Genomic DNA, 26,988 nt, shown 5'->3' on the forward strand with positions numbered 1-26,988 from the left:
CATGCGACGCATGGTCTCACGGCCTCAACTGCCGGCCGCGACCCACTCGTAGGCCCGCTGGGCGTCGAACTGAGGCTGCCCGCCCCGGAAGAGCAGCCCGGCGGAGGCGAACGGCTCGCCGTCCGGCGACGGCCCGGCCACATACGGAACCGCGATACAGCGCATCCCGGCCCGCCGCGCCGCCTCCACCCCCGGACCGGCGTCCTCGACCACCACACATTGCCCCGGATCGACGGACAGCAGCCGCGCGGCGGCCAGAAACACATCCGGCTCCGGCTTGCCCCGGCCGACATCCTCCGCGGACACATACACCGGCAGCAGCGCGTCCAGCCCCGTGGCCTTGAGCGCGGTCTCGATCGCCGGGCGGGACGACCCGGAGGCGACGGCCAGCGGATGCCCGGCGGCCCTCAGCCGCTCCACGAAGGTGCGCATCGCGGGAAAGATCTCGGTCGCCGCGGCCAGCTCCAGATAGTGCCGGTTCTTGACGACGAGCAGCTCCTCCACGGGCGCCTCGATGCGATACCGGTCGCGCAGCGTCTCCAGGGTCTCCCGGGTGCCGATCCCGATGAACCGCGAGTGCTCCTCCCAGGTGAAGCCGGTGACCCCGTACCGCTCGAGGGTCCGCCGCCCCGCCTCGTAGTAGAGGGGCTCGGTGTCCACGAGAGTGCCGTCCAGGTCGAAGATCACGGCGGGCATGGTGCTCATGGGGACAGCATGCCAAGAGTCCGGCCCGTGGTGCTCGCGGGGGAGCCTCCGGGCCCCGCCGCGACGGCTCCGGCTACTGCCGGAACTCCGCGTCGGGGCAGCTGTCGGGTGTGCCCCGTCCTGTTTCACATGGGGTGTTGGCCGCCAGGCGCAGGCTCTCGGAGATATGGGCGAGCCAGGCGGTGACCGTGCCGGCCTGTTCCTCCCAGTGCTTGTGTGAACGCTTCAGCGCACTCTGTACCTGGAGGCCGTCCACGGCCTGGCTGCCGTGGCTGTCGGCTCCTCCAGGGACGCCGCCTGCTTGTGGAGCGTGTCGTAGACGTCGTCCGCCTTCCCGGCCGCCCCGCCCAGCACGCTCGGCGCGATCACGAGGTTCTGCGGTACCGGTCCCTGTACGCCCGGAGCCAGGGGACGTTGCGGCGCGGGCGCGTTGGGGTCATAGATGTTGGCCGAGTCCGGCGGGCCAACAAGGGTGGTGGTGCGAAGAGGCCGTCCGTGAGCGGCTTGTCCGGTGGCAGCGGCAGCTCGTCGTCCTTCGGCTCAGGCAGAACTTCCTTGCTCATGAATTCCCCCCGGTCGTGCGCACGGCAGTGCGATCAACATGCCAACCACCGCTCACCTCAACGGGTGATCGCCACGCGCGGTGAGCGACCCGCGTGTCCGCGACGGATCCGCGCTGGTCTAGACCGCTCTGTTACCGTCGGCCCCGAGCGGTACCGGAACCGGAGTCGGCGGAAGGGTAGTGCGGTGGGCGCGAGCGGGAGTGGGTTGCGGGCGTATATCGGGTCCTTCACCGGGGCGGGAGGTGCCGGGATCACCGTCGCGGATGTCGACGACGAGACCGGCGCGCTGCGGATCCGGAACTCCACGGACGTGGTCGTCAACCCGTCCTATCTGGTGCTCGCCCCCGGCGGGCGCGTGCTGTACGCGGTGAGCGAGTCCGAGGAGGGGGCGGCCGCCGCGCTGGATGTCACACAGGATCCGCCCGCGCTGCTCGGGGAGCCCGTGCCGGTGCGGGGCGCGGCGCCCACCCATCTCGCGCTCGCCGGCGGGCAGCTGCTGACCGCCAACTACGGTTCCGGCAGCGTCACCGCGCTGCCGGTGCTGGAGGACGGCCGGCTCGGGGAGGCGGCGGACGTGCTGCGGCACGAGGGCAGCGGACCGCATGCGGAGCGGCAGGAGGGGCCGCATGCCCACGCCGTGGCGCCCGATCCGTCGGGTGGCTGGCTGCTCGCCGTCGACCTGGGGATCGACGCGGTCCAGGTGTACGCGCTGCCCGGGCCGCGTCCGCACCACGAGGTCCGGCTGCGCCCGGGGAGCGGCCCGCGCCATCTGGTGTTCCATCCGCGTGGCGACCGCGTGTATGTCATCAACGAGCTCGATCCGACGATCACGGCCTGCCGCTGGGAGGCGTCGTCCGGCGTTCTCGAACCGCTGGGCGAGACCCGTCTGGTCCCCGACGGTACGGACGTCGAGACCTACCCCGCCGAGGTCGTGGTCTGCGGGGACGGCCGCTTCCTATGGGCCGCCAACCGCGGTCACGACAGCATCGCGACCCTCGCCCTCGACGCGCCCGGCGACCGGATGGAGCTGGTCACCACCACGCCCTGTGGCGGCCACTGGCCCCGCGATCTGACGCTCGACCCGTCGGGCCGCCGGCTCTATGTGTCCAATGAGCGCTCGGGCGATGTCACCTGGTTCGACATCGACCCCTCGACGGGGGTGCCGCGTCGTGGTGGTTCGGTCCCGGCCCCGGCGGCGTCCTGCGTGGTCTTCGGCTGACGTTCGCCGGGCGGATGCGGGCCCGGTGGATACGGGGGCTTTCGGAGTGGATACGGGGGCTTTCGGATACGAGCGGGGCGGTGACCTTGACGGTCGCCGCCCCCGCTTTCTCGTGCCTTGCTTCGCCGTGCGTGGTGTCAGCGCATCGCCGGCGACGCCTGCTGCAGCGTGATGCCCAGCGCCGCCGCGTACTTCGCCAGCACCAGCTTGCCCACGGCCGGGTAGTCGCCCAGCGCCTCGGCAGCCGCGCAGCCCGCCTCCTCGGCGGCCGCCGAGATCAGCTCGGCGGCGACCTCCGGGCCGATGAGGTACGGCGCGAGGGCGAGCCGGGCGGAGCCGGCCGAGCGCAGCTGCTCGGCGACGCGGAGGACGGCCCCGTCCTCGTCCAGCGCGGCGGCCATCACCGGCACCGCGAGGCGCGCGGAGAGCAGCATGCCGGTGATCCCACCGGCCTGAGCCGCCTCCTCGCCGCCGACCGTGGCGAGGATGATGCCGTCCGCGGCGGTCGCGACCGTGAAGAGACGGGCGCGGTCGGCGCGGGCCAGGCCCGCCTCCGACAGACGCACGTGCAGGGCCTCGGCGAGCAGCGGATGGGGGCCGAGGACGTCGGTGAGTTCGGCCGCCGAGCCGCTGCTCATCACGGCCTGGCGTATCCGGCGCAACTGTGCGCTGTCCGGGCCCGCGAGCAGCGGGACCACGACGGCCGCCGGACCGTCCGTGGGGGCCGTGGGGACGGAGGGAACCTCGTCGACGACCTCGCCCGCAGCCTCGGCCGCGGCGATCGCCTCCGCCGCCTCGTCGGCGAGGGCCTTGGCGGCCTCGGCCGCCTGTCGCAGACGCTCGGGGTTCTCCTGGGCGGCACGGGTGAGCACGGCCTCGAGCTGTGGGTACTCCTGGCCGTCCCCGTCCAGGAAACCGATCTGAACGTCGAGCCCGGGCATCTCGGAGCGGGCGATGCTCACCAGGTCCTCGGCAAGGCGCCGGGCACCGTCGCTCGGGGCACCCGGGACGGCCAGCACCAGCGGCGGTGCGCCGAGAGGCGCGGCGGCGGCCTCCGGTCGGCGGTGCCGTCCGGACTGGCGGGGACGTGGCATTCGTACAGGCAGGCCGGACGCGGGCCCTGTGGGGGAGCTCATGGCGCCGCATGTTAGTCGCTCGATGGGCTCGGCTGTTCGGGAGGGTGTGACTGGGGGTATCTGTCCCACTTTGTCGACTGGTGCTGTGCGGTGATGTGCGCTCAGCGGGCATACTTGATCGAAGAATCGACCATGTGTCCGGAATTGCCGGTCATGGAATCCCATACTGGGCGCCCATGCTGAGCGCCCATATGGGACACACGTCTCGGGAGCCACGGGGCGGGGCTACGGGTTGGGGCCTCGCGTCGGAGCCACGGGCTGAGGCCCGCGTCGGACGCCCTGCGGTGTGCCGGTACGGGGCGGCGCTCAGACGATGCTGAGCAGCGCCGGGTCCCGGGGCAGCCGCAGTCCGTCCGCCGCCAGCGCCACCGCGACGCACAGCGCCCCGTCCAGCGGATCCCCGGCCGCCTCCGTGATCCCGACCCCGGGCAGCCGCGCCGCCAGCTCCTCGCGCACGGGCGTCAGCAGCGGCGCGCCCATACGGAACAGCCCGCCGGTGAGCGCCACCTCGCTCGACTCCAGCCGGGGGCAGACCGCCTCCGCGGCCTCGGCGATATGGCGGGCGGCTGCCCGCAAAATCGCCTCCGCGACCGGATCCTCGCCGGCGCACCGGCCCACCTCGGGAGCGAACGAGGCCAGGACGGCGGGGCGGTCGGGGCGCGGGTACAGCTGCCCCGGCAGCCCGGTCGCCGGGCCGAACACGGCCTCCAGACGGGCCAGCAGAGGCTTCGAGCCGCCCTCGCGCCCGTCGTACGCGCGCATGGCCGCCTCCAGGCCCGCCCGGCCGATCCACGCACCGCCGCCGCAGTCGCCCAGCAGATGGCCCCAGCCGTCGGCGCGCCGCCAGCCGCCTGTGGCCCTGCGGGAGTCGCCGTCCGTTGCGCCCGTGGCCGTGGCGTCCGTAACGGATGCGCCATACGCGCCGGGCACGCCGGAATCGCCGTCCGTACCGTCCACCCCACCGACGAAGCCCTCGGGCACCGCGCCCAGCGCGATCAGGCCCGTCCCCGCCGCGACCACCGCGCCGGGACGCTGTCCCATCGCCCCGGCGTAGGCGGTCACCGCGTCGGCCGCCAGGGCGAAGCGCCGTACGCCGAAGGCGTCGGCCAGCGCGTCCGGAAGCCTGGCGCGCAGATCGTCGCCGAGTGTGGCCATGCCCGCCGCGCCGACGCAGACCGCGCCGAGACGCCGGGCCCCGGCCTCGCGCAGCAGCTCCTGGGCGGCGGGCAGGACCCGCGCCAGCAGGCTCTCCGCGTCGATGCCCCGGTCGCCGACGGCGGCGGGTGTGGACGAGGACCACGTCAGTGGCGAGGACCAGGTCGGCGGTGAGGAGGCCGGTGGCTGCGCCGCGGGGCCGCCGGGAGCGGCTGCGCGTGCCACCGCCACCCGTACGCCGGAACCGCCCGAATCGATCCCGAGCACATGCGTCACCGCATCGCCGGGCACCGTGTCGCCCACCGGCTCAGCCGAATCCGCGCGAGTCCTGCTTGAGCGCGGTGTCCACGGTGAGGGCCGTGGCGATCACCAGGCTCAGCAGCGGATCGGGCAACTGGCGGTGGATCTGCAGCACATAGTTGTCCGCCGTCGTGAACATCGTCTTCGCCAGGCCCTCCCAGGTCTTGGTGATCCGGGCGACCTCGCTGTCCGTGTGGTCGACGATGGCGAAGTTCCAGGCCCGCCAGTTCTCCGCCTTGATGGCGCCGACCTGCTGGCCGTTGACGAGCATGCCGAAGTTGATCTTGCCGATGACGTTCTGCTGGACGATCTCGCCGACCGGCTGTCCGTCCGGGCGGGTCACCACCACCTTGGACTTGATGAACTTCGCGGGCCGGGTGAGCACCAGATGCGGCTGCCCGTTGGCGTCGCGGATCTCCAGCTTGTGCGTCATGAACTGGTCGAGGCTCGAGACGAACCGCGCGACCTTCTTCAGCGTGCTCTGGCCGACCTGGACCACCGAACCGAGAGTGCGCCCCTGCTGGTCGAAGACGCTGTACTCATTGGTGAGCTCGATCAGCTTGGCCTTCTGGTTCACCACCAGCACCGGTTCGGTGAACAGCGTGCCGCCGCCGCCCATCGTCGGCCCCACATGCGCCTGCTGCTGCACCTGGTGCTGGACCCTGGCGGGGTTGGGGTTGGGCGGGGCGGCCTGCGTCGGAGGTGCCTGGCCGGGCTGGCCCTGGTGCGTATGCGCGGTCCACTGGGCACCGTCCCACCAGCGCAGCTGGTTCGGCGTCCCCTGGGGGTCTGCGTACCAGCCCGCAGGGGTGTTCGGATGTGATGTCATGGCGGGCAGACTACCCGTCGCCCACCTGGAACGATGGGGTCAGGGAAGGCGCCAGTCCACGGGTTGGGCCCCCTGCTGTACGAGCAGGTCGTTGGCGCGGCTGAACGGACGTGAGCCGAAGAACCCCCGATCGGCGGACATGGGGGAGGGGTGCGCGGACTCGACCGCCGGAAGGCTGCCCAGCAGCGGCCGGACGTTGCGGGCGTCGCGGCCCCACAGGATGGACACCAGGGGGCGGCCGCGCCCGGCCAGCGCCCGGATGGCCTGCTCGGTGACGTCCTCCCAGCCCTTGCCGCGGTGGGCGGCGGGCCGGCGCGGGGCCGTGGTGAGCGCCTTGTTGAGCAGCAGGACGCCCTGCTGGGTCCAGGGCGTCAGATCGCCGTTGGACGGGCGCGGCAGACCGAGGTCGGTGTGCAGCTCGCGGTAGATGTTCTCCAGGCTGCCGGGAAGCGGCCGGACCTCGGGCGCCACCGAGAAGCTGAGACCCACCGCGTGTCCGGGCGTCGGATACGGATCCTGACCCACGATCAGCACCTTCACCTCGTCGAAGGGCTGCTGGAAGGCGCGCAGCACATTCGGCCCGGCGGGCAGATAGGTACGGCCTGCCGCGATCTCGGCCCGCAGGAAGTCGCCCATCGCCGCGATGCGTTCCTCGACGGGCTCAAGTGCCTTGGCCCAGCCCGCTTCCACAATGTCATTCAAGGGTCGTGCTGCCACACCGCGTCACTCTAGTGGCTCAGCGGGTGGCCGCGTGCCGCCTGGCGATCACTCTCAGCCGATCACTCCCGGCCGATCACGCTCGCGATCACTTCAGCCGATCACGGCGGCCCGGACACACAGCACATCGGGGAGATGGCGGGCGATCTGCCGCCAGCTCTCGCCCTCGTCGGCGCTCGCGTACACCTCGCCGTTGCGATTGCCGAGGTAGACCCCGACCGGATCGGCGTCATCGGTGCGCAGCGCGTCCCTCAGCACCACCCCGTAGTGGAGCTCGTCCGGCATCCCGGCGGAGCGCTCCTCCCAGGTGGCGCCCGCGTCCTCGGTGCGGAACACCCGGCAGCGGAAGCCCGGGGGGTAGCGGTCCGAGCCGTCGTTGACCGGGAAGACGTACGCGACGCCGCTGCGGCGCGGATGGACGGCGACCGCGAAGCCGAAGTCCGCCGGGAGGTCCTTGCCGATCTCGGTCCAGTGCGCCCCGCCGTCGTCGCTGCGGTACACCCCGCCGTGGTTCTGCAGATAGAGCCGGTCGAGGTCGACCGGGTCCCGGGCGACCTTGTGGACGCACTGCCCGAACTCCGGGTACTGATCCGGCAGGAAATCCGCCTTGAGCCCGCTGTTGGACGGCGCCCAGCTCTCCCCGCCGTCCGCGGAGCGGTACACCCCACCGGAGGACACGGCGACCATGAGCGTCCGCGGGTCCCTCGGATCGGGGACGACCGTGTGCACGGCCTGCCCGCCGAACCCCTCGCCCCACTCCGGCCGCTGCGGGTGGTCCCACAGGCCGCGGACGAACGCGAAGGTCTCCCCGCCGTCCTCGGAGCGGAACAGCGCGCCCGGCTGGGTGCCCGCGTAGACCACCTCCGGTTCGTCCGGCCCGGCGGGCTGAAGCTGCCATACCCGCTCCAGCGAGGTGTCGGTGCCCTCGGGGAACTTCACCGCGGGCTTGGCGGGCTCGTGCCAGCTGCCCCCGAGGTCGTCGGAGCGGAAGACCGAGGGGCCCCAGTGCGAGCTGTCCGCACCGGCCAGCAGCCGGGGGCGGTCGCCCCGGGTGTCGATGCCGACGGAGTAGACCGCCTGCATGGGGAAGTGGGGGCCGGTGAAGTCCCAGCCCCCTCGGCCGCCGCGGCGGCCGAGGAAGAGACCCTTGCGGGTGCCGACGGCGAGCAGGACATCGTTCATGGCGGCTCACTCCTTGGAGTGCGGGTGCGGGAAGGACGGCGGAACAAGCGGGAAGGGCGGCGGAACGAACGGCGAAGGAATCGGTGAGCGGATCAGAAGGAATCGGCGGGCGGGTTTGGTGGAGGAGAAGGCGATGTGTCCGGCATCACAGAGTCTGCACCCGACCACCGACAACCGGAGGGAGCACGTCCGCATATATCTGAGGTGTCCGCGTCGCCGCAGGTCATGACCGTGCATGACGGGCGGGGGTTCAGGAGCGCTCGTACGAGAGGCTTCGTAATTTGACGATCGTCGTACTACGGTGGTTACCGTACTACCGCGCGGTCCGGCCGGGCCCCGCGAGGAGAAACGGAGACGTTCATGAGTGCCCTCTTCGAGCCCTTCACCCTGCGGTCGCTGACCATCCCCAACCGCCTCTGGATGTCACCCATGTGCCAGTACAGCGCGGATGGGCCCGAGGGTGCCGGGGTCCCGCACGACTGGCACTTCGTCCACTACGGCGCCCGCGCCACCGGTGGCACCGGGCTGATCCTGGTCGAGGCGACGGCCGTCTCCGCCGAGGGCCGCATCACCCCCGGAGACCTCGGCATCTGGAACGACACGCAGGTCGAGGCGTTCCGTAAGATCGTCGGCTTCCTCAAGGGGCAGGGCACCGTCCCGGGCATCCAGCTCGCCCATGCCGGCCGTAAGGCGTCCACCGACGCCCCCTGGCGGGGCGGTGCGCCGCTCGCCGCCGACCAGGGGAGCTGGCGGACGCTGGCGCCGAGCCCGATTCCGTTCGACGAGGGCCATCCGGTGCCCGAGGAGCTGTCCGTGGAGCGGATCGGCGAGATCACCCGCCAGTTCGCGGACGCCGCACGGCGCGCGCTCGCGGCCGGTTTCGAGGTGGCCGAGGTCCATGGCGCCCATGGCTACCTCATCGGCGAGTTCCTCTCCCCGCACAGCAACCGCCGCACCGACGGCTACGGCGGCTCCTTCGAGAACCGCGTCCGCTTCGCCCTGGAGGTCGTCGACGCGGTCCGCGAGGTCTGGCCGGAGGACCTGCCGCTGTTCTTCCGCATCTCGGCCACCGACTGGCTGGAGGAGAACGGCTGGACCCCGGAGGACACCGTCCGGCTCGCCGCCCTGCTGAAGGACCATGGAGTGGACCTTCTCGACGTCTCCAGCGGTGGCAACGCGGCCGGTGTGCGCATCCCGACGGGGCCGGGCTACCAGGTGCGGTTCGCCGAGCGGGTGCGCCGGGAGACCGGGCTGCCGGTGGCCGCGGTCGGGCTGATCACCGAGGCGGAGCAGGCCGAGAAGATCGTCACCAACGGTGAGGCGGACGCCGTCCTGCTGGGCCGCGAATTGCTCCGGGACCCCTACTTCGCCCGCCGCGCGGCGACCGAACTGGGTGGCCAGGTACGCAATCCGGACCAGTACCACCGCGCGGTCCGGTAGAACGGATCGTCACCGTTCCCTCCTGGCCTGAAGTAGTACGGCGATCGTCAAACTACACTGGAGGTCACGGAACGAGGCGATGAGGAGCAGCCGTGCAGACGCAGACGACGTCGACCGGGCCCCAGCCACAGGCGACGGGGCGCTCGATGGAGCATCCACGGCGCGAGGCGATCCGCCTCGAGGATGTGCTGCACGCGCTCTCCGACCCCATGCGGATGCGGGTGGTGCGGACACTCGCCGAGGAGTCCGCCGAGCTGACCTGCTCGGTCATCGACCTGCCGGTCAGCAAGTCCACCACCACCCACCACTTCCGGGTACTGCGCGAATCCGGAGTGATCCATCAGATCTACCGGGGCACCGCCAAGATGAACGCGCTGCGCCGGGAGGACCTAGACGCGCTGTTCCCCGGTCTGCTCGACAGCGTCCTCGCCGCCGCGGCTCTCCAGGAGGGGCGCCTCGGCGGCGACCGGGGCTGAAGTCCGCCCGCCCGGCAGGTGGTTGAAGAGCAGATTGAGCGCGATCGCGGTGACGCACCCGGCGCTGATCCCGCTGTCCATCACCGTCTGGAACCAGTTCGGGAACTCCTTGTAGATCCCCGGAACGCCGACCGGCAGCAGCCCCACGGCGACCGACACCGCGACCACGGTGAGGTTGTGGTTGTCCCGGAAATCCACCCCGGTCAGCGTGCGCAGCCCGCTCGCCGCGACCGTACCGAACATCACCAGACCCGCCCCGCCCAGCACCGGGGCCGGGATCGCCGCCACCACCGAGCCCAGCTTCGGGGCCAGCCCGAGCAGCACCAGCATCCCGCCCGCGGCCGCCACCACCCAGCGGCTGCGCACCCGGGTCATCCCCACCAGACCGACGTTCTGCGCGAAGGCGGTGTACGGGAAGGTGTTGAAGACCCCGCCGAGCACGGTCGCGGCGCCGTCCGCGCGCAGTCCGTCCGCCAGCCGCCGCCTGTCGACCGGCCGCTCGGTCATCTCGCCCACCGCGATGAAGTCGCCGGTGGTCTCGGTCATCGTCACCAGCGCGACGACCAGCATGGACACCACGGCCGGTGTCTCGAACGTGGGGGAGCCGAAATGGAACGGGGTGGAGACCCCGACCCAGTCGGAATCGCCCACCCCGGAGAAGTCGGTGAAGCCCAGCGGTATCGCGGCCGCCGTCCCGGCCACGATCCCCACCAGCACCGCGACCCGGCTCAGCAAGCCGGGCGCGAAGCGCTGCACGGCCAGGACCATGACCAGTACTCCGGCGGCCAGGCCCAGGTTCTTCGGCGCGCCGAAGTCCGCCGCGCCCTGGCCGCCCGCGGCCCAGTTGCCCGCGACCGGCAGCAGCGAGAGGCCGATGATCAGTATCACCGTGCCGGTCACCAGCGGCGGGAAGAACCGCAGCAGCCGCCCGAAGACCGGAGCCAGCAGGATCATCGCCACCCCGGCCACGATCACCGAACCGTAGATCGCGCGCAGCCCGCCGCCCTCGGTGCCGATCAGCACCATCGGGGTGACCGCCGCGAAGGTGCAGCCCTGCATGATCGGCAGCCGGACGCCGAATCGCCACAGCCCCACGCACTGCAGCACCGTGGCGATACCGCACAGCAGCAGATCGGCGTTGATGAGATACGCCAGATCGGCGGGCGACAGCTTCAGCGCGCCACCGACGATCAGCGGCACGGCCACCGCGCCCGCGTACATGGCCAGCACATGCTGCAGTCCGAAGGCGGCGAGCCGGCCGGGCGGCGGCACCTCGTCCACGGGGTGGCGTAGGGACGCGGGAGGACGTACGGACGGCATGGCGGCTCCTCGCGCGGCGACGGGATGGCGATGGGATGGGCGACGGATCAGGATGACGCGACCGTAGAAGGCTTAAACAATCTGTTGATTTCAGGGGTGTTACCGCCCTGTGTCAACCCCTCTGACAGCGCGGACCCGTGGACCGCCGGCGAAGCCCGACCGGCGCCCCGCCCGGTTCACTCCTGCTCGCGCGCCGCGCCCAGCAGCCCCATCCAGTCCGGAATCTTCACCTTCGTACGCCCGAGCGCCTCCCCGAGCGCCTCCTCGGCCGCCTCGATCCGCAGCCAGCCGGTCCACTCCACCGGCTCCACCCCCGCCTCGCGCAGCGCCCGCAGCGGATCCGCCACCACCGGCCGGGCGGCGAGCGCCTCCGCGTCGGCCAGCAGCGAGGCCACGGTCTCCTTCGCACACGGCCGGTTGGTGCCGATCACCCCGGTCGGCCCGCGCTTGATCCACCCCGCCACGTACTCCCCGGGCGAGGGCTCGCCGCCGCGCAGCACCCGCCCCGCCGCGTTGGGCACCGTGCCGCGCTCCTCGTCGAACGGCAGCCCCGGCAGCGGCACACCCCGATAACCCACCGACCGCAGCACCAGCGGCGCCTCGATGTCCTCGAAGACCCCGGTGCCCGCGACCCCGCCGCGCCCGTCCGGCGCGGTCCGCTCGAAGCGCACCGCGCGCACCGCGCCCTCGCCCAGCAGCGCCACCGGCCGCAGGAAGAACCGCAGATGGATCCGGCGCGGTCGGCCCACGGGCGCGCGCCGCGCCCAGTCGCGCAGCACCTCGACATTGCGCCGGTTGACCCCCGGTAGCCCCGACGGATCCGCGTATCCCGGGTCCAGCGCCAGCTCCTCGGGGCGCACCAGCACCTCGGCGCCGGTCAGCGAGCCCAGCTCACGCAGCTCCTTGGTGGTGAACTTCGCCTGCGACGGCCCGCGCCTGCCGACCATATGGATGTCCGAGACCCGGCTCTGGGACAGCGCCCCGAGGGCGGCGTGCGGCACATCGGTGGGCCGCAGCTCCTCCGCCCCGCGGGCCAGGATGCGCGCCACGTCCACCGCGACATTGCCCACCCCGACGACGACGGCGGAGTCCGCCCCGAGCGCGAAGGCGTCGCCGGTGGCGTCGGGATGGGCGCTGTACCAGGAGACGAAGTCGGTCGCGGAGAAGCTGCCCGGCAACTCCTCGCCGGGAACGCCGAGCCGCCGGTCGGTCGCCGCCCCCACGCAGTAGACCACCGCGTGGTAGAGCTCCAGCAGCCGCTCGGGCACCAGCGGGGGCGGGCCCACATGCACATGGCCGAGAAAGCTGACCCGGGGGTGCTCCAGGACCGCGCGCAGCGTGTGCTGCAGCGACTTGATCTTCTCGTGGTCGGGCGCGACACCGTAGCGCACCAGCCCGTACGGACAGGGCAGCCGGTCCAGCACATGCACCGACACCTCGGGGACAGCCTGCTGCTGGACGAGCGCTTGGGCGGCGTACACCCCGCTCGGCCCGGATCCGACGACCGCGACACGAAGCACGAAGGAGCCCCTTCCGCAGGATGTCTCCAGCATCCCACCCGGCGGGGCGCCGTGTCCGGCACTACGCGCCGGGGGCCGGCCCGGACGACGCCTCCCGGCCACCGGTCCACGGGCCCGCGACCGCGCCGCGAGCCCGGCTCCACGAGACCCGGACCCTACGGCCCGGCACGGCCCCGTACGCCCCTGTACGCCCCGCTACGAGATCCGTCTACGAATATCCGCCTACGGCCATCTGCCTACGACATCTGCAGCATCCGCCGGATCTCGCTGCTCTGCTGCGCGATCACATCGCCCGCCATCTCCTCCACCCGGATGTTGTTCCCCTGGGCCAGCACATCCGTGGCCATCGAGACCGCGCCCCGGTGATGGGCGATCATCAGCTTGAGGAAGAGCGCGTCGAAGTCGGCGCCCTCGGCGTCGCGCAGCCGCTTGAGCTCGGCCGCGGTGGCCATCCCCGGCATCCTCGCGTCATGGCCCTCATGGGCGCCGTCGCCGCCCTTCGGCGCGCCGCCGTCGGTCTTCTGCCAGGCGCGCATCGCCTCGATCTCCGGCTTCTGCCCGGCCGCGATGCGCTCCGCGAGCCGCTTGACCTTCGCCGACTCGGCCCGGTCGTCGGCGAGGTCGGTCATCAGCAGGGCCTGTGCGTGGTGCTCGATCATCATGCGGACGTAGGAGCGGTCGGCCGTGTTGGCGGAGTCGTCGTCCCCCGCCTTCGCCGCCTCCTCGGCCGACAGCTTCTTCGCCGCCTCGCCGGGCTTGCCCGGCGCGATCACCGCGGGCTTCCCGTCCTTGCCCTTTCCGGCGTCGGCCCCGCCGTCGCTCTCCGCGTCACAGCCGGTCAGGACGAGTGCCAGGGCCGCCGCCACGGCGGCCGCGAGGGATGCGGTGTGGAGCGTCGTACGGCGGTTCAACACCGTGGCCTCCTCGGGCGCTTGGGATCCGCAGACCGTCTTAGCACGTCAGCGGCGCGACTGTGCCGGGCGTGTTGGGAAATTCTCTTTACGAACATGTTGCTACCTGTTGTGGTGTACATGGATAGAGCGATACTTCCCCCGGTCCGTCAACCGTTCAACTCCGAACGGGGACGGCGACAAAGGGAGGACGCAGTGAAGCCGTGGGAAAGACCTCCGCAGCGGCGCAGATATCTCGGCGCGGCCGCGGCCGCCTTCGGTCTGGTGGCCACTTTGCTGGCCGCGGGCCCGGCGGCCGCGACGCCCGACCCCGGTGACGCCCCGCACAAGGAGCGGGTGACGAAGGGTCAGCAGTCCGAAGCCAGGGCCGCCATCGAGGACGGCGACATCCCCGGGGTGGACCAGGTGGTCCACAGCGACAACGTCAGCCATCTCACCAACATCCCCAAGCAGGACCTCAAGGGCATCGACACCGACCTGGCCTTCCAGGGCGAGTACGCCTTCGCGGGCAACTACGACGGTTTTGTCATCTACGACATCAGCCGGCCGAAGAGCCCGAAGATCGTGAGCCAGGTGCTCTGCCCGGGCTCGCAGAACGATGTGTCGGTCTCAGGAGACCTGCTCTTCCTCTCCACCGACTCCTCGCGCAGCGACAACTCCTGCACCAGCACCACCCAGCCCGCGACCGAGAAGTCCTCCTGGGAGGGCATGAAGGTCTTCGACATCAGCGACAAGCGGAACCCCCAGTACGTCGCCGCCGTCGAGACCTCCTGCGGTTCGCACACCCACACCCTGGTGCCCGAGCGCAAGGACGTGTACATCTACGTCTCCTCGTACGCGCCCAGCGCCACCTTCCCGGACTGCCAGCCCCCGCATGACGGCATCTCCGTCATCAAGGTGCCCCGTAAGGCGCCCGAGAAGGCCGCGGTCATCGATTTCCCCGTGCTCTTCCCGGACGGCGGCAACCCCGGCGGGCCCACCAACCCCGGCGTCTCGCAGACCACCGGCTGCCATGACCTCACCACGTTCCCCAAGCTGAAGCTGGCGGCGGGCGCGTGCATGGGCGACGGCGTCCTGCTCAACATCGCCGACCCCGCGAAGCCGAAAGTCATCGACCGGGTCGAGGACAACGTCAACTTCGCCTTCTGGCACTCGGCGACCTTCAACGAGCGCGGCACCAAGGTCGTGTTCACCGATGAGCTGGGCGGCGGCGTCGCCGCGACCTGCAACACCGAGGTGGGTCAGGACCGCGGCGCCGACGGCATCTACGACATCGTCGGCAAGGGCGACAAGCGCAAGCTGGTCTTCCGGAGCTACTACAAGATCCCGCGCCACCAGGCGGACACCGAGAACTGCGTCGCCCACAACGGCTCGCTGATCCCGGCCAAGGGCCGCGACATCATGGTTCAGGCGTGGTACCAGGGCGGCGTCTCCGTCTGGGACTTCACCAACTCCGACAAGCCCAAGGAGATCGGCTACTTCGAGCGCGGGCCGCTCTCCAGCGACACGCTCATCACCGGCGGCTCCTGGTCCGCGTACTACTACAACGGCTACATCTACTCCAACGACATCGACAAGGGCTTCGACGTCCTGAAGATCCACGACCGGCGCACCGACAGCGCCGCGTCGGTCCGGCTGCGCGAGCTCAACGCGCAGACGCAGCCCGACTATCGCTGAGTGCTGGTCAGTTCACCCCAGCGTGGCTCCCGTCGGGCGGCTCCTCGCCCGGCGGGAGGCCGAGCTCCCAGTCCAGTCCGTAGCGGTGGAACAGCTCCGCCCGCAGCCGCCCGGGCGGCATCGGCGCCCCCGGCAGCAGCACCGCGACCACCGCGCCCATCAGCAGGGCGCGCAGCAGCCGGTAGTCGGTCTCGGGGTCCTCGGAACCGTACCGGGTGACGGTGTCCCGCAGCAGACCGGCCAGCCGCTGCTGCTCGGGGCACTGGATGAAGCCCTCGGCCGTGAGGATCCCCGCCATATGCGTCCGCATCAGCCGCGGCCGGTCCCGGGCCAGCCCCAGGATCGCGTCGATCGCCCGCGCCATCAGCTCCCGCCCGGTCTCCTCGCCCTCCGGACGCGGCTCCCGCTCGAGCCCCCGGGCCAGCTCCATGTGCATCAGCCGGTGGACGGCCGTCTGCAGCAGCTGCCGCTTGCCCGGGAAGTAGTACGAGACCAGGCCGCGGGCCGCCCCGGCCCGGTCGGCGATATCGGCGAGGGTGGTCGCCTCGTAGCCGTGCTCGTCGACCAGCTCGACCGTCGCCTCCAGCAGACGGGCCTGGGATCGGCGGCGCAACTCCTCATTGACCGACGGGCTTCGGGGGACCATGCTGTAACTCCTGCGTTGGCTGGCTGTCAGCCAATATACTCAGGCGACGTTTGGTTGTCCGCCGATCCTCGAGGGCGGCCGCATGTCTCCGCCGGTTCGGGCGACACGGGGGGATCGCCCGAACCGGTGGGTTCGCCCCGCGGGATCCCTTTCGGGCTTCGTCCGGCGGGGGCCTAGGGGGCCGTGGCGGCGTCCGGCAGCAGGCCGAGAACCGCGCGCAGCGCGTCCGGACGCCGGTCCACCGGGAGATGGTCCACCAGGTGGACCCGGCAGCCCAGGGCCGCCGCTCCCGCGTCCGCCCGGCGGTCGTCGCCCACCATCACCGCGTCGCCCGGGTCCACTCCCAGCGCGTCGCACGCGGCCCGGAACAGCCTCGGGTCCGGCTTCTGGACCCCGTGCTCGTACGACAGCACATAGGCGTCCACCAGCGGGTCCAGGTCGTGGGCGCGGAAGATCGGGCGCAGATCCCAGCCGATGTTGCTGACCACCGCGATCCGCACCCCGCGCCGGCGCAGCTCGCCCAGCACCTCGGGGGCGTCCGGGTAGGGCCGCCAGGCCGCGGGCTCCATATGGCGGTCATAGAGGGCGTCGTACAACTCGGGGCGGGGCAGCGGCACCTGGCGGGCCATACCGGTGAAGGCGGCCCGGTGCAGCTCGGCGCTGCGGTCCCGGACGGCCCATACCTCCTCCAGGTGCGGCGGCACCGTGAGCGGCGGGGCGCCACCGGGCAGCGCACCGGCTTCCTCCAGGCCCCGCGTGTACCGTACGACCTCCTCGTCCGGGACCGCGGCCCCGCTCCGCTCCAGCACGGTACGGAGCCAGGACTCGGCGGACTCGATTCGGAACAGCGTCCCGGAGAAGTCGAACAACACGCCCTTGGCGGTCACAGTTCACGCTCCCTCGTCTCTGATGCGGCCAGGAGCCAGGACTTCCGGCATCGTATGCCGCGGGTCCGGCCCCGGGTTCGGTCCACGGCGCACCCGTTTCCGCGTGGGGCGATCCGCTCGCACCGGCACGGGGACCGGCGCCGTAGATGGCCGGTGCGGCGAGGCCGGCCGCGACCGAGGGAGGCACGCATGCCGGATCCGGACTTGCGTATCGGTACGTTCCGGTACGACACGACCCAGGCGCTGTTCGACGGGACCGCCGGGATTCCCGGCGTCCCGAACGTCGAGATGGCGACGGGGGCGACACTGCCGGAGGTGTTCCGGCTCCTCCTCGACGGCGAGGTGGATGTCGCGGAGTTCGGCATGACCTTCTATCTGCGCGCGCTGGAGCGGGAGGCCGACGTCATCGCTCTCCCGGTGTTCCCCAACCGGGTGTTCAGGCATTCATGCGTCTTTGTGAACCGGGACAGCGGCATCAGCGGCCCGGCCGATCTGGTGGGCAGGACGATCGGCGAGTTCGGTGTCTACGGCCAGGACTCGGGGTGTGGGCCAAGGGCATCCTGATGGACGAATACGGCTTCCGCCCCGAGGAGAACCGCTGGGTCATCGGCGGTCTCGACACGCCTGCGCCACCGTTCGGCTTCGTCCCGCAGGTGTGGCCCGACGGCATCGACATCAGCGCGGCACCGGAGGGCAGGGCGCTGGGCCCGATGCTCGACTCGGGGGAGCTCGACGTCCTGTTCACCGCGAATGTGCCGCAGACCGTCCTCGATGGATCGCCTCATGTCACGCGTCTGTTTCCGGACTTCGAAACTCGCGAGCGGGACTACTACCGGCGCACCGGGATCTTCCCGATGATGCACACCGTCGTCGTCAGGCGAGACCTGCTCACCCGGCATCCCTGGGTCGCCCGCGCCGTCTACGAGGGCTTTCTGGCGGCGAAGGAGGCAGGAGCCCGGCGGTACCGGCAGGGACGGCGGCTGTACGAGGCCCCGTTCATGGTGCCCTGGCTGAACGCGCTGTACGAGGAGAACGCGGAGCTGATGACCGAGGACTGGTGGCCCTACGGCGTGGCCGCCAACCGCGCGGCCCTCGACACGCTGCTGCGCTACCACCGCGAACAGGGCCTGACCGCACACCGCTGGACGATCGAGGAGATCTTCACCCCCGACCTGCTGGAGACATGACCGGCCGGGGGCCGGCCCACTCCCTTGGCCGTGGCCCAACTGCCTCCCCTGAGTCCGCCGGTGTGCCGCCTGGGTGCGGTGCTCCTGGGCGGCGTACGGCCTGGTCGGCGGCCTTCGACCGGTCCAGACTCGGTCGGGCAGCGTCTGGTGGACCGACGGCGAGGACACCCTGAGGGCCTTCGCCTAGGCGTCGGCAGAACGGCTGGGACAGCCGGCGCAGGGCCGCGCCGGCGGCTGCGGTCGCGTGAGGGTGGTCAGGTCAGGGTGGGCACCTGGCTCAGTGCACCCTCGCGAGGGCGCCGGTGAGCGCGGCCGGCAGGGTGTCGCCGCGGTCGGAGGAGGTGTCCGTAGCCCAGCAGACATAGCCGTCGGGACGGATGAGCAGGGCGGCGGCGCCCAGATCGTCGGCGCAGGTGGCGCGGACGAGGTCGACTCGTGGCGGGAGCGGCAGGTCGGCCGGGACGGCTCCGGCCAGATCGAGCAGGACGGCGTGCCCGGAGCCGAACAACGTCGACAGCCGGGTGAGGCCGGTTGCGGTGACCAGGCCGGCGTTCGGCATGCGCCGGCCGGTGAGCGGGTGATCCCCGGGCAGGTCGTAGCGCAGTGAGAGACCCGACATCAGCCCCGCGAGATGGCGGTTGGTGTCGGGCAGGCGCAGCAGGTCGGTGACGATGTCGCGCAGGGCGGCCAGGTCCTCGCTCGGGTCCGGAACCGCCAGGACGCGCTGCGCCGAGGTGTGGTGCAGTACCTGGGCCGCGACCGGATGGCGCTCCGCGTGGTAGCTGTCCAGCAAGCCGCTCGGCGCCCGGCCCTGGAGGACGGCGGCCAGTTTCCACCCGAGGTTGAGCGCGTCCTGTATGCCGAGGTTGAGGCCCTGGCCGCCCAGCGGCGGGTGGATATGCGCGGCGTCCCCGGCGAACAGGACACGGCCCGTACGGTAGTGCTCCAGTTGTCGCGTGGCATCGGAGAACCGCGAGGAGTTGTCCACGGCGCCGAGGGTGGTCCCGGGGCCGTACACGGCCTCCAGCGCGGCTGCGATCTCCTCGTGGGTGACGGAGGTGTCGCGGGCGGTGTCCGCCTGGTCCGCGTGCCCGAAGGTGAACCGGTACCGGTCGCCGCCCAGAGGGACCAGCATGGACCAGTAGCCGCGCGCATGACGGGTCAGGGTGCTCATATGCCCCATCTGCCGCGGCACCAGCGATGAGACGGCGGACAGACGGATATCGGCCAGCACCGCCTGATGCGTTCCGGCCCGGCCGGGAAACGGCAGCCCGAGCAGCTTCCGCACCGTGCTGTGGCCGCCGTCGCACGCCACCAGATAGTGAGCCCGCGCCCGCAGGCCGTCCGCCGTGACGACCACACCGTCGTCGTCCGGCGCGACCTCCGAGACGGCGGCGCCGCGCAGTACCCGCGCGCCGGCGGCGGTCGCCCGCTCTTCGAGCACCTCCTCGATCTCCCACTGGGGGACCCCGATCGGGAAGGGGTGCTCGGTCCGCCAGGGGGCGCAGTCCAAGGGCACGGGCAGGGCCGCGAAATGCCCGCCCACCGGATCACGCGCAATGGCCCGCCGCAGCAGCGGCTCCAGCAGGCCGCGGAACTCCAGCAGTTCGGCGGTGCGGGGCTGAATCGTGCCGCCTTTCACCTGCTGGATCCGCTGGGGCAGCTTCTCCAGCACCAGGGTCTCGACCCCGGCCAGCGCCAGTTCGTACGCCAGCATCAGTCCGGTCGGGCCCGCGCCCGCGACAACGACCTCGGTCGTGCTCTCCGTCAACACCGTCACTCCATCTCAGCTCGACACTCCGGTTCGGCTCACTCGGGATAAATATATACCTGGTGCAGAAATTTACCAGGGGCAGTTTTCTGCTACGGTGGACGCCGTGGACGGCAAGCCAGGGCTACGGGAACGAAAGAAGCAGCGGACCCACGCGGCGATCTCCGACGCGGCGATCGCGCTGTTTCTCGAACACGGCTTCAACCAGGTCTCGGTGGCCCAGGTGGCCGAGGCGGCCGAGGTGTCCAAGCGCACCCTCTTCGCCTACTTCCCGACGAAGGAAGACCTCGTGGTGCACCGCCTGGCCGACCACGAGACCGAATCCGCACGCGTCGTACGGGCCCGCCCGCCCGGCACCACCCCGCTGACCGCACTGCGTGAGCACTTCCTCAAGGGGCTGCGCGAGCGGGATCCGATCACCGGGCTCAACGACCATCCCGCGGTGCGCAGGCTCCACCGCATGATCCTCGACGCCCCCTCGCTGGTGGCCCGGATGGCACGGTTCAAGACCGGCGCCGAGCACGCACTGACTGAGGCACTGCGGGAAACGGCGGACACTCCGGAACTCACCGCGCGGCTCGCCGCCGTCCAAATCGTCGCGGTCCACTGGGCGCTGGCGCAGGACAACGCCGAACGCCTGGCGTACGGGGAGCCGGCCGACGAGCGCTATGCGGGTGCGGTGGCCGACATGGAACACGCCTTCGCCCTGCTGGAGAACGGATTGCGGCACCTGCCCCCGCGATCGTGACTCTCCTAGCCCCCTGCCGCCGAGGGCAGGTCAGACGCCGTGTGTGTCGGGGGTGCTGTACGCGGCGCGCCACCCGGCGGGCGGCAGACCGGCCTGGCGCCGGAAGAAAGTGGTGAAGTTGCCGACGTCCCGGAAGCCGAGGCGTCGGGCGCAGCCGCTGACCGGCAGGCCGGTGTGGGCGAGCAGCCGTTTCGCCTCCAGCAGGATGCGCTGGTCGAGGAAGGTCTTGGCGCCCGTGCCGGTGGCGGCCCGGGTGGCCCGGGTGAGGGTGCGTACGTCGTAGCCCAATGCCCGCGCGTAGTCGGCCACATGGTGCCACTCGGTGAAGCGCTCTTCGACGGTGGCCCGATAGGCGCGGAACACTTCGGTGGGTCGGCTGCCGGGGCTTGCCGCGCCGGTCGAGGGCGGTGTGTCGGGGAGTGCGCGCAGGATCAGTGCCGCCAGCAGGTGGGAGAGCAGGGCGGGGGATGCCAGACGTGGTGTGTGCACCGCTGTGCTGTGCTCGCGGCCGAGATGGTCGGCCGCGAGCAGGGCGAGGGACAGGTGCTGCTGATCCAGGTGCCAGCACGCCGGTGTGGTGGCCTCCGACGCGGTGAAGCCGGAGAGGAAGCCGGGCCGGAAGAGGATCAGCGGGCCGTCGCAGGCGTCGATGTCGCTCCAGCGGTGCACCATGCCCGGCCGGATCCACACGGCGCTGCCTTCCCCCAGCCGGTAGTCGTGGAAGTCCGCTTCGTGGGTGCCGGTTCCGGAGCCGACCAGAGCGAACACATGGAAGTCGGGGCGTTGCGGCTGGGTGCGACGGCGCTGGGTGTCCATCGAACGCAGCGCGGCGAAATCCAGGACCTCCACCCCGTACGCCGATCCCACGGCAGGCAGGTAGCGCAGTTGCCGCACCGCACTGTGTCCGTTTTCCACAAGGAACGTGTTCCTTTCCGCCAAGGAGCGGACACCCCCTCGCCTACGGTCGATTCCGAGCCTGGTCGGCAGGTCAGGTTACTGGTTCAGAGCTGCGGCAGGACGACCGAGTCGCTTTCCGCGGCCGACAGGGAAGGCGCGAAGATGACCGAAACGACAATGACAGTCCCGGTGGCGGGCGGGTCGCTCGACGTACGAGTCGGCGGCGATACCGGCCCGGCGCTGGTGTTCGCCCACTACTGGGGCGGCTCCGCCGCCACCTGGAACGGTGTGATCGGCCACCTGCCGCCCGGGCAGGCGACGGTCCGCTTCGACCAGCGCGGCTGGGGCACCTCACGGGCGTTGCCCGGGCCCTATCACCTCGACCAGCTCGCCGACGATCTCGTCCGGGTGATCGAGGCGCGCGTGTCGGGGCCGTTCGTCCTCGTCGGCCACTCGATGGGCGGCAAGGCGAGCCAGCTCGTCGCGGCCCGCCGACCGGTCGGCCTGGCCGGCCTGGTGCTCGTCGCGCCCGCGCCGCCCCAGCCGCCCGCCATGGTGACCGAGGAGTACCGGCAGGGCCTGTCCCACGCCTACGACTCGGCCGAGGCGGTGGCGCACGCCCTCGACCGTGTTCTGACCGCCACGCCGCTGCCCGAGGCGGTGCGGGCCACCGCGGAGCGCGACAGCCTCGCCGTCGATGCCGAGGCCCGGCAGGAGTGGCCCCTGCACGGAATCGCGCGGGACATCACCGATGCGGCACGGCGTATCGAGGTCCCGGTGACGGTGCTGGCCGCGGAGAACGACGTGGTGGAGCCGCCGCACATCTTGCGCGAACACCTCCTGCCCCACATCCCGCACGCGACCCTGACGACTGTCCCTGACGCCGGCCACCTGCTCCCCGCGGAAGCCCCCGGCGCCGTCGCGAAAGCACTCGGAGACTTCCTCACGGCCATTCAGCGCTGACCGGGTCGGCGGTGACAACCGGGTCGCTCGGTGTACTTCGCCGTCCTGGCCGTCGCCGCCCAGCTCGTCCGCCGCACGGCGTCCGGCCCGCCCGGGCGCTGTGCCTATTGTGGAGCGATCTTGTGAGACTCGGACGCGTTCGTGAACCTCACCTGCCGCCGACTCGTCATCCAGGGTCGGAGCACCCGGATGCCGTCGCAACGGAGCGAAGGCACCGCGTGTCCAACTGCCCCACGAAGAATGGACAAGCGCACCATGGGTCGACACCGACGAATAACCCAGCCTCCCCGGAGTGCCCTGGCGACAAGAGCGGCGCTGGCCGCAGGGGTGCTCGTGCCGACGTTCGCCTCGGTGGGGTCGGCCCACGCCGCCACCCCGCAGGCGGCGATCTGCACCTCGGACCGGCCGGAACTCGCCGACAAGCTCTCCGAGGACATCAACTCGGCACTGGACGGCTCCGCCACCACGGCGATCAGCCTCCACGACCACGCCACGAACACCACCTGCACACTGGATGCGGACCGGCACTTCGATTCCGCGAGCACGGTCAAGGTGACCGTGCTCAGCACCCTGCTGTGGGACGCGCAGAAGGACGATCGCGCGCTGACGCAGGAGGAGAAGGACCGTGCCACCGCCATGATCACCGAGTCCGACAACGACGCCACCACCGCGCTGTGGAAGCAGCTCGGGCCGGACAAGATCAATGGATTCCTGCAGGCCGCGGGGATGACCAACACCGTCCTCGACAGCGAGGGCCACTGGGGGCTCACCCAGATCACCGCGAACGACGAGGAAAAGCTCCTCCAACTGGTGACCCACACCAACCCGGTGCTCAGCGACGACTCCCGCGCCTACATCCTGAAGCTGACCTCCGAGGTCATCCCCTCACAGCGTTGGGGCACCCCGGCCGGCGCGCCGGGTGACGCCCAGGTGCATGTGAAGAACGGCTGGCTGGAGCGGGCCACGAACGGCTGGCGTGTGCACAGCCTCGGCGCCTTCACCGGCGGCGACCACGACTACACGATCACGGTGCTCTCGCAGGACAACGCCACCATGGACGACGGCATCGCCAACATCGAGGGCATCGCCCGCGCGGTCCACGAGAACCTCAACGCGCCGGTGTCCGGCGCTCAGTCGTAAGCAGCCGGCTCGCCCTGGCCGGGGCCCCTTCTTGCGAGCGCCGGCCGGGGCCCGAGTCTGGAGCGGACGTCCCGCCATCTGTTTGTATGTCCCCTGGACGGAGCGATTCAGGAGGTGGCGGACAGGTGGTGTCCACGGAGAGTGTTCTCACGTTCGCGGCGATGTCGCTCCTGGTGATCGTGATCCCGGGGCCGAGTGTGCTGTTCGTGGTCGGCAGGGCGCTGGCGCACGGCCGCCGCACGGCGCTCGCGACGGTCCTCGGCAATGTGATCGGCTGCTACGCCTTGGTGGTCGCCGTGGCGTGGGGCCTCGGCGCGCTGGTACAGAGCTCGGTGGCGCTGTTCATGGGCGTGAAGCTGGCAGGAGCGGCGTATCTCGTCTACCTGGGTGCGCAGGCGTTCCGGCACCGCGGGGAGATGCGCGTGGCGAACATGGACGCTCCGGCCGAAGAGCGGCGCGGTGATCTGCGGTCGATCCTGGACGGCATGGTGGTGGGTGTCACCAACCCGAAGGGCATCGTCTTCTTCGCGGCGGTGCTACCGCAGTTCGTCGACCACTCGGCGGGGCATCTTCCCGTCCAGATGATGGTGCTGGGCCTGGTCCCGGTCACCATCGGCCTGGTGACGGACACCCTGTGGGGACTGGGTGCCTCGGCGGCCCGCTCCTGGTTCGCCCGCTCGGACCGCCGCCTGTCGATGGTCGGCGGGGCGGGCGGCCTCGCGATGATCGGCCTGGGCGTGACGGTGGCGGCGACCGGCCGCGCCGACTGAGGACGCCCGGGGGATCCTCAGAGGGCGAGGCCGACCGGAGCCGTCAGGGCCACAGCAACTCGTGCCGCCAGCCACCATGGGCCGCATCCCTGCGATACACCAGCCGGTGGTGCACCCGGTCGACGCTCGCTTCCCAGAACTCCACTTCGGTGGGAGTGATGGCATAGAGCGTCCATGTCGGCGGGCACGGAACCTCGTCCGGGTAGAGCGCTTCGAGGCGCTCGTACTCGGTCAGCGCCGCCTTCCGGTCGGGGAGCGGACCCGGCCGGTGCAGGTGGGCGGCGAGCCGGGAGCCGCGGCCCCGTTCGGCGAAGTCGGCCTCGGAGGGGGCGCGGCCGCAGTCGGCCGCGGTCCCCGTGATCCTTATCTGCCGCCCGGCCACGGGCCAGTGGAAGTGGGCCGCCACCCGCGGATTCGCCGCGATGTCGCGACCCTTGCGGCTGTCGGAGAGGGTGGCGAAGAACAGGGACGCGTCGTCGATGTCCTTGACGATCAGGACCCGGCTGGACGGCATCCCCGACGCGTCCACCGTGCAGAGGCTCATCGCGTGCGGCTCCCGCTGGCCCGTCGCGCCCGCCGCGAGAATCCAGTCACCGACCAGGGGCAGGGGGTTGTCCGGCAGTTCGTGGTCCTGGAAGTGGCCGGTGCCCACGTCCGCGAAGACCGGAATCGACCTGAGTCTGTCGCGCATCGTCTCGTGCATGTGCGGGGCACCTCTCCCAGTGGCCGATTCGGTTGCCGAGAAACGATCTAGCAGCCTACCGTCGGGTCCATGGCGGACGACGAACCCACGCGCGCGGCACGGTTGATCGATGCCCAGGCGAAGGCCGTGCGGCTCTTCGCGGAGATCGAGCAGCGCGGGCTGGTGGCGCCGGGCGAGGGGAGCGGGCGGTCAGCGACCGGATCCGGGATCTGGCGAACGAGATGTTCGGTACGACCCGGCACTGGCACAAGCGGATCGTGCGCTCGGGGCCGAACACGCTTCTGCCGTACCGGGAGAATCCGCCGGACCGTGTGATCGGCACGGATGACATCGTGTTCGCCGACCTCGGGCCGATCTTCGAAGAGTACGAGGCCGACTTCGGCCGGACCTTCGTCCTCGGCGACGACCCGGTCAAGCGGCGGCTGCGGGACGATCTGGCCACGGTCTTCGACGCGGGCAAGCGGTTCTTCCAGAGCGACCCGGAGATCACCGGGAAGCGGTTGCACGCCGAGGTGGAGCGGCTGGCCGCCGAGGCCGGATGGGAGCTGGGCGGCTGGCACGCCGGCCATCTGGTCGGGGAGTTCCCGCACGAGACGATCGACGGCGCGCACGTGGAGTCGTACATCACGCCCGACAACGACACCCCGCTGCTCCGCACCGACAAGGCCGGACGCCGCTGCCACTGGATCCTGGAGATCCACCTCGTCGACCGGGAACGGGAGTTCGGCGGCTTCTACGAGGAACTGCTCACCCTGGGCTGATCCGCTTCTCCCGGCGCCCGCGGCCGGTCGGCCTGATGCCGGCGGCGGGGCAGCAGTGTCACCGCGAGGGCCGGGACGGCGGCGAGGACGAGCCAGGGCGCGGCGGGCGGGAGGCCCAGGTCGAGCAGGGAGCCGGTGGCCGAGCTGCCGATGAGGACGATCAGGCCGGAGACGGAGGACAGCGCGCCGGTGTAGAGGCCGAGCCGCCCGCTCTCGGCGAGGTCGGGCACCCAGGCGCGGGCGGCCGGGACGACCAGCATCTGGCCGAGGGTGAGCAGCACGACGTAGCCCGCGGCGGGCAGCAATCCGGCGGTGCCCGTCCAGGCGGCGGGGCGCGCGGCGGCCACCACCGCGAAACCGGCGGCGATGAGAAGCAGTCCGATGGTCATCGAGCGGCGCAGGTCGAGCCGGTCGCCCGCCCAGTGGGTGACCGGGAGCTGGGCGAAGACGACCAGCAGCGAGGACAGGGCGAACAGCCACGACAGCGGCACCTGGGAGCCGGCCGCCCGCTCCACCTCGGCCGGCAGGGCCAGATAGAGCTGGTTGTAGGCGAGCAGATAGGTGCCGTACGCGCAGCACAGGGCGAGGAACCGCCGGTTGCGCACCATCGCGCGGACACCACCCCGCTCCCGGTTACCGACCCGGCCCGGGATGTGCCGCGGCATCAGCCAGGCATGCCCGGCGAGCACGACGAGGAAGACCCCGGCCCCGGCGAGGCACGCGGCGCGGAAGTCCACGCCGAGCAGCAGACCGCCGAGGAGGGGGCCGACGAAGGTACCGGCCTGGCCGGAGACGGTGAACAGGGCCAGGACCCGGGTGCGCGAACCGTGGCCTTCCTCCTCCCAGGACACCGCCTGCCGGGCCACTTCGGATTCCACCGCGGGAGAGAACAGCGCGGCGGCGAAGCCGATCAGCAGCACCGAGCCGATCACCGCCCAGGTCCGCTCCGCATGGCCGAGCCAGACGAAGCCCGCGATCCGCGCGACACAGCCGGTCAGCACCACCGGACGCACACCGTAACGGTCCACCAGCCAGCCGCCGACCACGAACAGCCCCTGCTGGCTGAAGGTCCTCAGACCGAGGACGAATCCGACCGTCCATCCCGCCATGCCCATCGTGGTGCCGAGGTGTTCGGCGAGGAAGGGCAGGACCGCGAAGAAGCCGATGTTGAAGGCGAGTTGGGTCAGGATCAGCAGCCGCGGCAGCGGAGACAGGTGCTTCCAGGTGCGCTCGCGCGGGGGCTTCGGGGTCGGCGCCGTCCCGGCGGCTCGGCCGGTCAGTGCGCGGCGGATCAGGTCCGTCATGGGGCGCCGTCCGGGAGGGGGTCGAGGCAGATGCACATCTGATGCATCAGCACAGCGTAGG

Annotated in this window: 26 protein-coding genes and 1 pseudogene; 11 read left to right on the top strand and 16 right to left on the bottom strand. The window is 71.4% G+C overall.

The window, feature by feature from the left end; genetic code table 11:
* Nucleotides 1–24: 24 nt before the first annotated feature.
* Together BLV72_RS40380 and BLV72_RS48435 are read right to left on the bottom strand one after the other, a co-directional pair.
* Entirely contained in the window at nt 25–705 is a 681-nt protein-coding gene (locus BLV72_RS40380) for an HAD family hydrolase (protein ID WP_093468688.1), read from the bottom strand.
* Nucleotides 706–930: 225 nt separating this feature from the next.
* Nucleotides 931–1,074, bottom strand: a complete 144-nt coding sequence (locus tag BLV72_RS48435; RefSeq protein ID WP_167746501.1) for a hypothetical protein — start codon at nt 1,072–1,074, stop codon at nt 931–933.
* 378 nt (nt 1,075–1,452) lie between these two features.
* On the opposite strand from BLV72_RS48435, the gene BLV72_RS40390 reads away from it, so the two are divergent.
* Complete coding sequence (locus BLV72_RS40390; protein ID WP_093468691.1) at nt 1,453–2,487, top strand: lactonase family protein; 1,035 nt, start codon at nt 1,453–1,455, stop codon at nt 2,485–2,487.
* Nucleotides 2,488–2,624: 137 nt separating this feature from the next.
* On the opposite strand, the gene BLV72_RS40395 is transcribed toward BLV72_RS40390, so the two are convergent.
* The 5 genes from BLV72_RS40395 to BLV72_RS40415 form a co-directional block, all read right to left on the bottom strand.
* Nucleotides 2,625–3,623: a sirohydrochlorin chelatase family protein gene (locus BLV72_RS40395; protein ID WP_093468693.1), complete on the bottom strand. Its 999-nt coding sequence runs from the start codon at nt 3,621–3,623 to the stop codon at nt 2,625–2,627.
* A 306-nt stretch (nt 3,624–3,929) separates the two neighbouring features.
* The gene (locus BLV72_RS40400) at nt 3,930–5,081 is read right to left on the bottom strand and encodes an N-acetylglucosamine kinase (protein ID WP_244321256.1); all 1,152 of its coding nucleotides are present in this window, start codon (nt 5,079–5,081) and stop codon (nt 3,930–3,932) included.
* 4 nt (nt 5,082–5,085) lie between these two features.
* Complete coding sequence (locus BLV72_RS40405; RefSeq protein WP_093468694.1) at nt 5,086–5,907, bottom strand: LURP-one-related family protein; 822 nt, start codon at nt 5,905–5,907, stop codon at nt 5,086–5,088.
* Between the two features lie 39 nt (nt 5,908–5,946).
* On the bottom strand, nt 5,947–6,624 hold the full coding sequence (locus BLV72_RS40410) for a uracil-DNA glycosylase (protein WP_093468696.1): 678 nt from the start codon (nt 6,622–6,624) through the stop codon (nt 5,947–5,949).
* A 93-nt stretch (nt 6,625–6,717) separates the two neighbouring features.
* Nucleotides 6,718–7,806 carry a WD40/YVTN/BNR-like repeat-containing protein gene (locus BLV72_RS40415; protein ID WP_093468697.1) on the bottom strand — a complete coding sequence of 363 codons (1,089 nt, stop codon included), beginning with the start codon at nt 7,804–7,806 and terminating at the stop codon, nt 6,718–6,720.
* A gap of 360 nt (nt 7,807–8,166) precedes the next feature.
* Between BLV72_RS40415 and BLV72_RS40420 the strand changes: the two genes are divergently transcribed.
* Nucleotides 8,167–9,246, top strand: coding sequence for an NADH:flavin oxidoreductase/NADH oxidase (locus BLV72_RS40420; protein ID WP_093468699.1), 1,080 nt, complete (start codon nt 8,167–8,169; stop codon nt 9,244–9,246).
* Between the two features lie 92 nt (nt 9,247–9,338).
* Nucleotides 9,339–9,722: an ArsR/SmtB family transcription factor gene (locus BLV72_RS40425; RefSeq protein WP_059149370.1), complete on the top strand. Its 384-nt coding sequence runs from the start codon at nt 9,339–9,341 to the stop codon at nt 9,720–9,722.
* On the opposite strand, the gene BLV72_RS40430 is transcribed toward BLV72_RS40425, so the two are convergent.
* The 3 genes from BLV72_RS40430 to BLV72_RS40440 all read right to left on the bottom strand — a co-directional run bounded on the left by BLV72_RS40430 (nt 9,636) and on the right by BLV72_RS40440 (nt 13,476).
* The gene (locus BLV72_RS40430) at nt 9,636–11,042 is read right to left on the bottom strand and encodes a nucleobase:cation symporter-2 family protein (RefSeq protein WP_093468700.1); all 1,407 of its coding nucleotides are present in this window, start codon (nt 11,040–11,042) and stop codon (nt 9,636–9,638) included. The two genes, BLV72_RS40425 and BLV72_RS40430, sit on opposite strands and share 87 nt — an antisense overlap.
* A gap of 176 nt (nt 11,043–11,218) precedes the next feature.
* Nucleotides 11,219–12,562: an FAD-dependent oxidoreductase gene (locus BLV72_RS40435; protein ID WP_093468702.1), complete on the bottom strand. Its 1,344-nt coding sequence runs from the start codon at nt 12,560–12,562 to the stop codon at nt 11,219–11,221.
* Nucleotides 12,563–12,798: 236 nt separating this feature from the next.
* Nucleotides 12,799–13,476, bottom strand: coding sequence for a DUF305 domain-containing protein (locus tag BLV72_RS40440; protein WP_093468703.1), 678 nt, complete (start codon nt 13,474–13,476; stop codon nt 12,799–12,801).
* Between the two features lie 192 nt (nt 13,477–13,668).
* Here BLV72_RS40440 and BLV72_RS40445 point away from each other — a divergent pair, with 192 nt between their 5' ends.
* The gene (locus tag BLV72_RS40445) at nt 13,669–15,150 is read left to right on the top strand and encodes an LVIVD repeat-containing protein (RefSeq protein ID WP_093468705.1); all 1,482 of its coding nucleotides are present in this window, start codon (nt 13,669–13,671) and stop codon (nt 15,148–15,150) included.
* 7 nt (nt 15,151–15,157) lie between these two features.
* Here the strand turns inward: BLV72_RS40445 and BLV72_RS40450 are convergent, their stop codons facing one another.
* Together BLV72_RS40450 and BLV72_RS40455 are read right to left on the bottom strand one after the other, a co-directional pair.
* Nucleotides 15,158–15,796, bottom strand: a complete 639-nt coding sequence (locus tag BLV72_RS40450; protein WP_093468706.1) for a TetR/AcrR family transcriptional regulator — start codon at nt 15,794–15,796, stop codon at nt 15,158–15,160.
* 173 nt (nt 15,797–15,969) lie between these two features.
* Nucleotides 15,970–16,683, bottom strand: coding sequence for an HAD family hydrolase (locus BLV72_RS40455; protein ID WP_093468708.1), 714 nt, complete (start codon nt 16,681–16,683; stop codon nt 15,970–15,972).
* Between the two features lie 189 nt (nt 16,684–16,872).
* Between BLV72_RS40455 and BLV72_RS50650 the strand changes: the two genes are divergently transcribed.
* Both BLV72_RS50650 and BLV72_RS50655 read left to right on the top strand, forming a co-directional pair.
* Nucleotides 16,873–17,247, top strand: coding sequence for a PhnD/SsuA/transferrin family substrate-binding protein (locus BLV72_RS50650; protein ID WP_244321257.1), 375 nt, complete (start codon nt 16,873–16,875; stop codon nt 17,245–17,247).
* Nucleotides 17,247–17,870: a hypothetical protein gene (locus BLV72_RS50655; protein ID WP_244321258.1), complete on the top strand. Its 624-nt coding sequence runs from the start codon at nt 17,247–17,249 to the stop codon at nt 17,868–17,870. Before BLV72_RS50650 ends, BLV72_RS50655 begins: the two co-directional genes overlap by 1 nt.
* Before the next feature lie 277 nt (nt 17,871–18,147).
* Here the strand turns inward: BLV72_RS50655 and BLV72_RS40465 are convergent, their stop codons facing one another.
* Nucleotides 18,148–19,587, bottom strand: a complete 1,440-nt coding sequence (locus BLV72_RS40465) for an FAD-dependent monooxygenase (protein WP_244321496.1) — start codon at nt 19,585–19,587, stop codon at nt 18,148–18,150.
* Nucleotides 19,588–19,747: 160 nt separating this feature from the next.
* Between BLV72_RS40465 and BLV72_RS40470 the strand changes: the two genes are divergently transcribed.
* Nucleotides 19,748–20,389 carry a TetR/AcrR family transcriptional regulator gene (locus BLV72_RS40470; RefSeq protein WP_208905898.1) on the top strand — a complete coding sequence of 214 codons (642 nt, stop codon included), beginning with the start codon at nt 19,748–19,750 and terminating at the stop codon, nt 20,387–20,389.
* Nucleotides 20,390–20,419: 30 nt separating this feature from the next.
* On the opposite strand, the gene BLV72_RS40475 is transcribed toward BLV72_RS40470, so the two are convergent.
* Nucleotides 20,420–21,304, bottom strand: a complete 885-nt coding sequence (locus tag BLV72_RS40475; RefSeq protein ID WP_093468712.1) for a helix-turn-helix domain-containing protein — start codon at nt 21,302–21,304, stop codon at nt 20,420–20,422.
* A 144-nt stretch (nt 21,305–21,448) separates the two neighbouring features.
* On the opposite strand from BLV72_RS40475, the gene BLV72_RS40480 reads away from it, so the two are divergent.
* The 3 genes from BLV72_RS40480 to BLV72_RS40490 all read left to right on the top strand — a co-directional run bounded on the left by BLV72_RS40480 (nt 21,449) and on the right by BLV72_RS40490 (nt 24,159).
* Nucleotides 21,449–22,249: an alpha/beta fold hydrolase gene (locus BLV72_RS40480; protein ID WP_093468714.1), complete on the top strand. Its 801-nt coding sequence runs from the start codon at nt 21,449–21,451 to the stop codon at nt 22,247–22,249.
* Between the two features lie 255 nt (nt 22,250–22,504).
* The gene (locus BLV72_RS40485) at nt 22,505–23,389 is read left to right on the top strand and encodes a serine hydrolase (protein ID WP_093470832.1); all 885 of its coding nucleotides are present in this window, start codon (nt 22,505–22,507) and stop codon (nt 23,387–23,389) included.
* A 125-nt stretch (nt 23,390–23,514) separates the two neighbouring features.
* Nucleotides 23,515–24,159: a LysE family translocator gene (locus BLV72_RS40490; RefSeq protein WP_093468715.1), complete on the top strand. Its 645-nt coding sequence runs from the start codon at nt 23,515–23,517 to the stop codon at nt 24,157–24,159.
* Nucleotides 24,160–24,202: 43 nt separating this feature from the next.
* Here the strand turns inward: BLV72_RS40490 and BLV72_RS40495 are convergent, their stop codons facing one another.
* Complete coding sequence (locus tag BLV72_RS40495) at nt 24,203–24,862, bottom strand: pyridoxine/pyridoxamine 5'-phosphate oxidase (RefSeq protein ID WP_093468717.1); 660 nt, start codon at nt 24,860–24,862, stop codon at nt 24,203–24,205.
* Nucleotides 24,863–24,931: 69 nt separating this feature from the next.
* On the opposite strand from BLV72_RS40495, the pseudogene BLV72_RS40500 reads away from it, so the two are divergent.
* Nucleotides 24,932–25,623, top strand: a pseudogene (locus tag BLV72_RS40500) (M24 family metallopeptidase).
* On the opposite strand, the gene BLV72_RS40505 reads toward BLV72_RS40500, so the two are convergent.
* Nucleotides 25,596–26,927: an MDR family MFS transporter gene (locus BLV72_RS40505; protein WP_093468718.1), complete on the bottom strand. Its 1,332-nt coding sequence runs from the start codon at nt 26,925–26,927 to the stop codon at nt 25,596–25,598. The pseudogene BLV72_RS40500 and the gene BLV72_RS40505 overlap by 28 nt on opposite strands.
* Nucleotides 26,928–26,988: the final 61 nt, after the last annotated feature.

It is taken from the genome of Streptomyces melanosporofaciens (genome assembly GCF_900105695.1).
GTDB lineage: Bacteria > Actinomycetota > Actinomycetes > Streptomycetales > Streptomycetaceae > Streptomyces > Streptomyces antimycoticus.

Excerpts from the sequence above, each read along its gene's own strand:
- BLV72_RS40380 (WP_093468688.1), bottom strand. The coding sequence starts at position 705 with ATGAGCACCATGCCCGCCGTGATCTTCGACCTGGACGGCACTCTCGTG.
- BLV72_RS40395 (WP_093468693.1), bottom strand. The coding sequence starts at position 3,623 with ATGAGCTCCCCCACAGGGCCCGCGTCCGGCCTGCCTGTACGAATGCCA.
- BLV72_RS40405 (WP_093468694.1), bottom strand. The coding sequence starts at position 5,907 with ATGACATCACATCCGAACACCCCTGCGGGCTGGTACGCAGACCCCCAG.
- BLV72_RS40415 (WP_093468697.1), bottom strand. The coding sequence starts at position 7,806 with ATGAACGATGTCCTGCTCGCCGTCGGCACCCGCAAGGGTCTCTTCCTC.
- BLV72_RS40420 (WP_093468699.1), top strand. The coding sequence starts at position 8,167 with ATGAGTGCCCTCTTCGAGCCCTTCACCCTGCGGTCGCTGACCATCCCC.
- BLV72_RS40430 (WP_093468700.1), bottom strand. The coding sequence starts at position 11,042 with ATGCCGTCCGTACGTCCTCCCGCGTCCCTACGCCACCCCGTGGACGAG.
- BLV72_RS40450 (WP_093468706.1), bottom strand. The coding sequence starts at position 15,796 with ATGGTCCCCCGAAGCCCGTCGGTCAATGAGGAGTTGCGCCGCCGATCC.
- BLV72_RS50650 (WP_244321257.1), top strand. The coding sequence starts at position 16,873 with ATGCCGGATCCGGACTTGCGTATCGGTACGTTCCGGTACGACACGACC.
- BLV72_RS50655 (WP_244321258.1), top strand. The coding sequence starts at position 17,247 with ATGGACGAATACGGCTTCCGCCCCGAGGAGAACCGCTGGGTCATCGGC.
- BLV72_RS40465 (WP_244321496.1), bottom strand. The coding sequence starts at position 19,587 with ATGCTGGCGTACGAACTGGCGCTGGCCGGGGTCGAGACCCTGGTGCTG.
- BLV72_RS40480 (WP_093468714.1), top strand. The coding sequence starts at position 21,449 with ATGACCGAAACGACAATGACAGTCCCGGTGGCGGGCGGGTCGCTCGAC.
- BLV72_RS40485 (WP_093470832.1), top strand. The coding sequence starts at position 22,505 with ATGGGTCGACACCGACGAATAACCCAGCCTCCCCGGAGTGCCCTGGCG.
- BLV72_RS40495 (WP_093468717.1), bottom strand. The coding sequence starts at position 24,862 with ATGCACGAGACGATGCGCGACAGACTCAGGTCGATTCCGGTCTTCGCG.
- BLV72_RS40505 (WP_093468718.1), bottom strand. The coding sequence starts at position 26,927 with ATGACGGACCTGATCCGCCGCGCACTGACCGGCCGAGCCGCCGGGACG.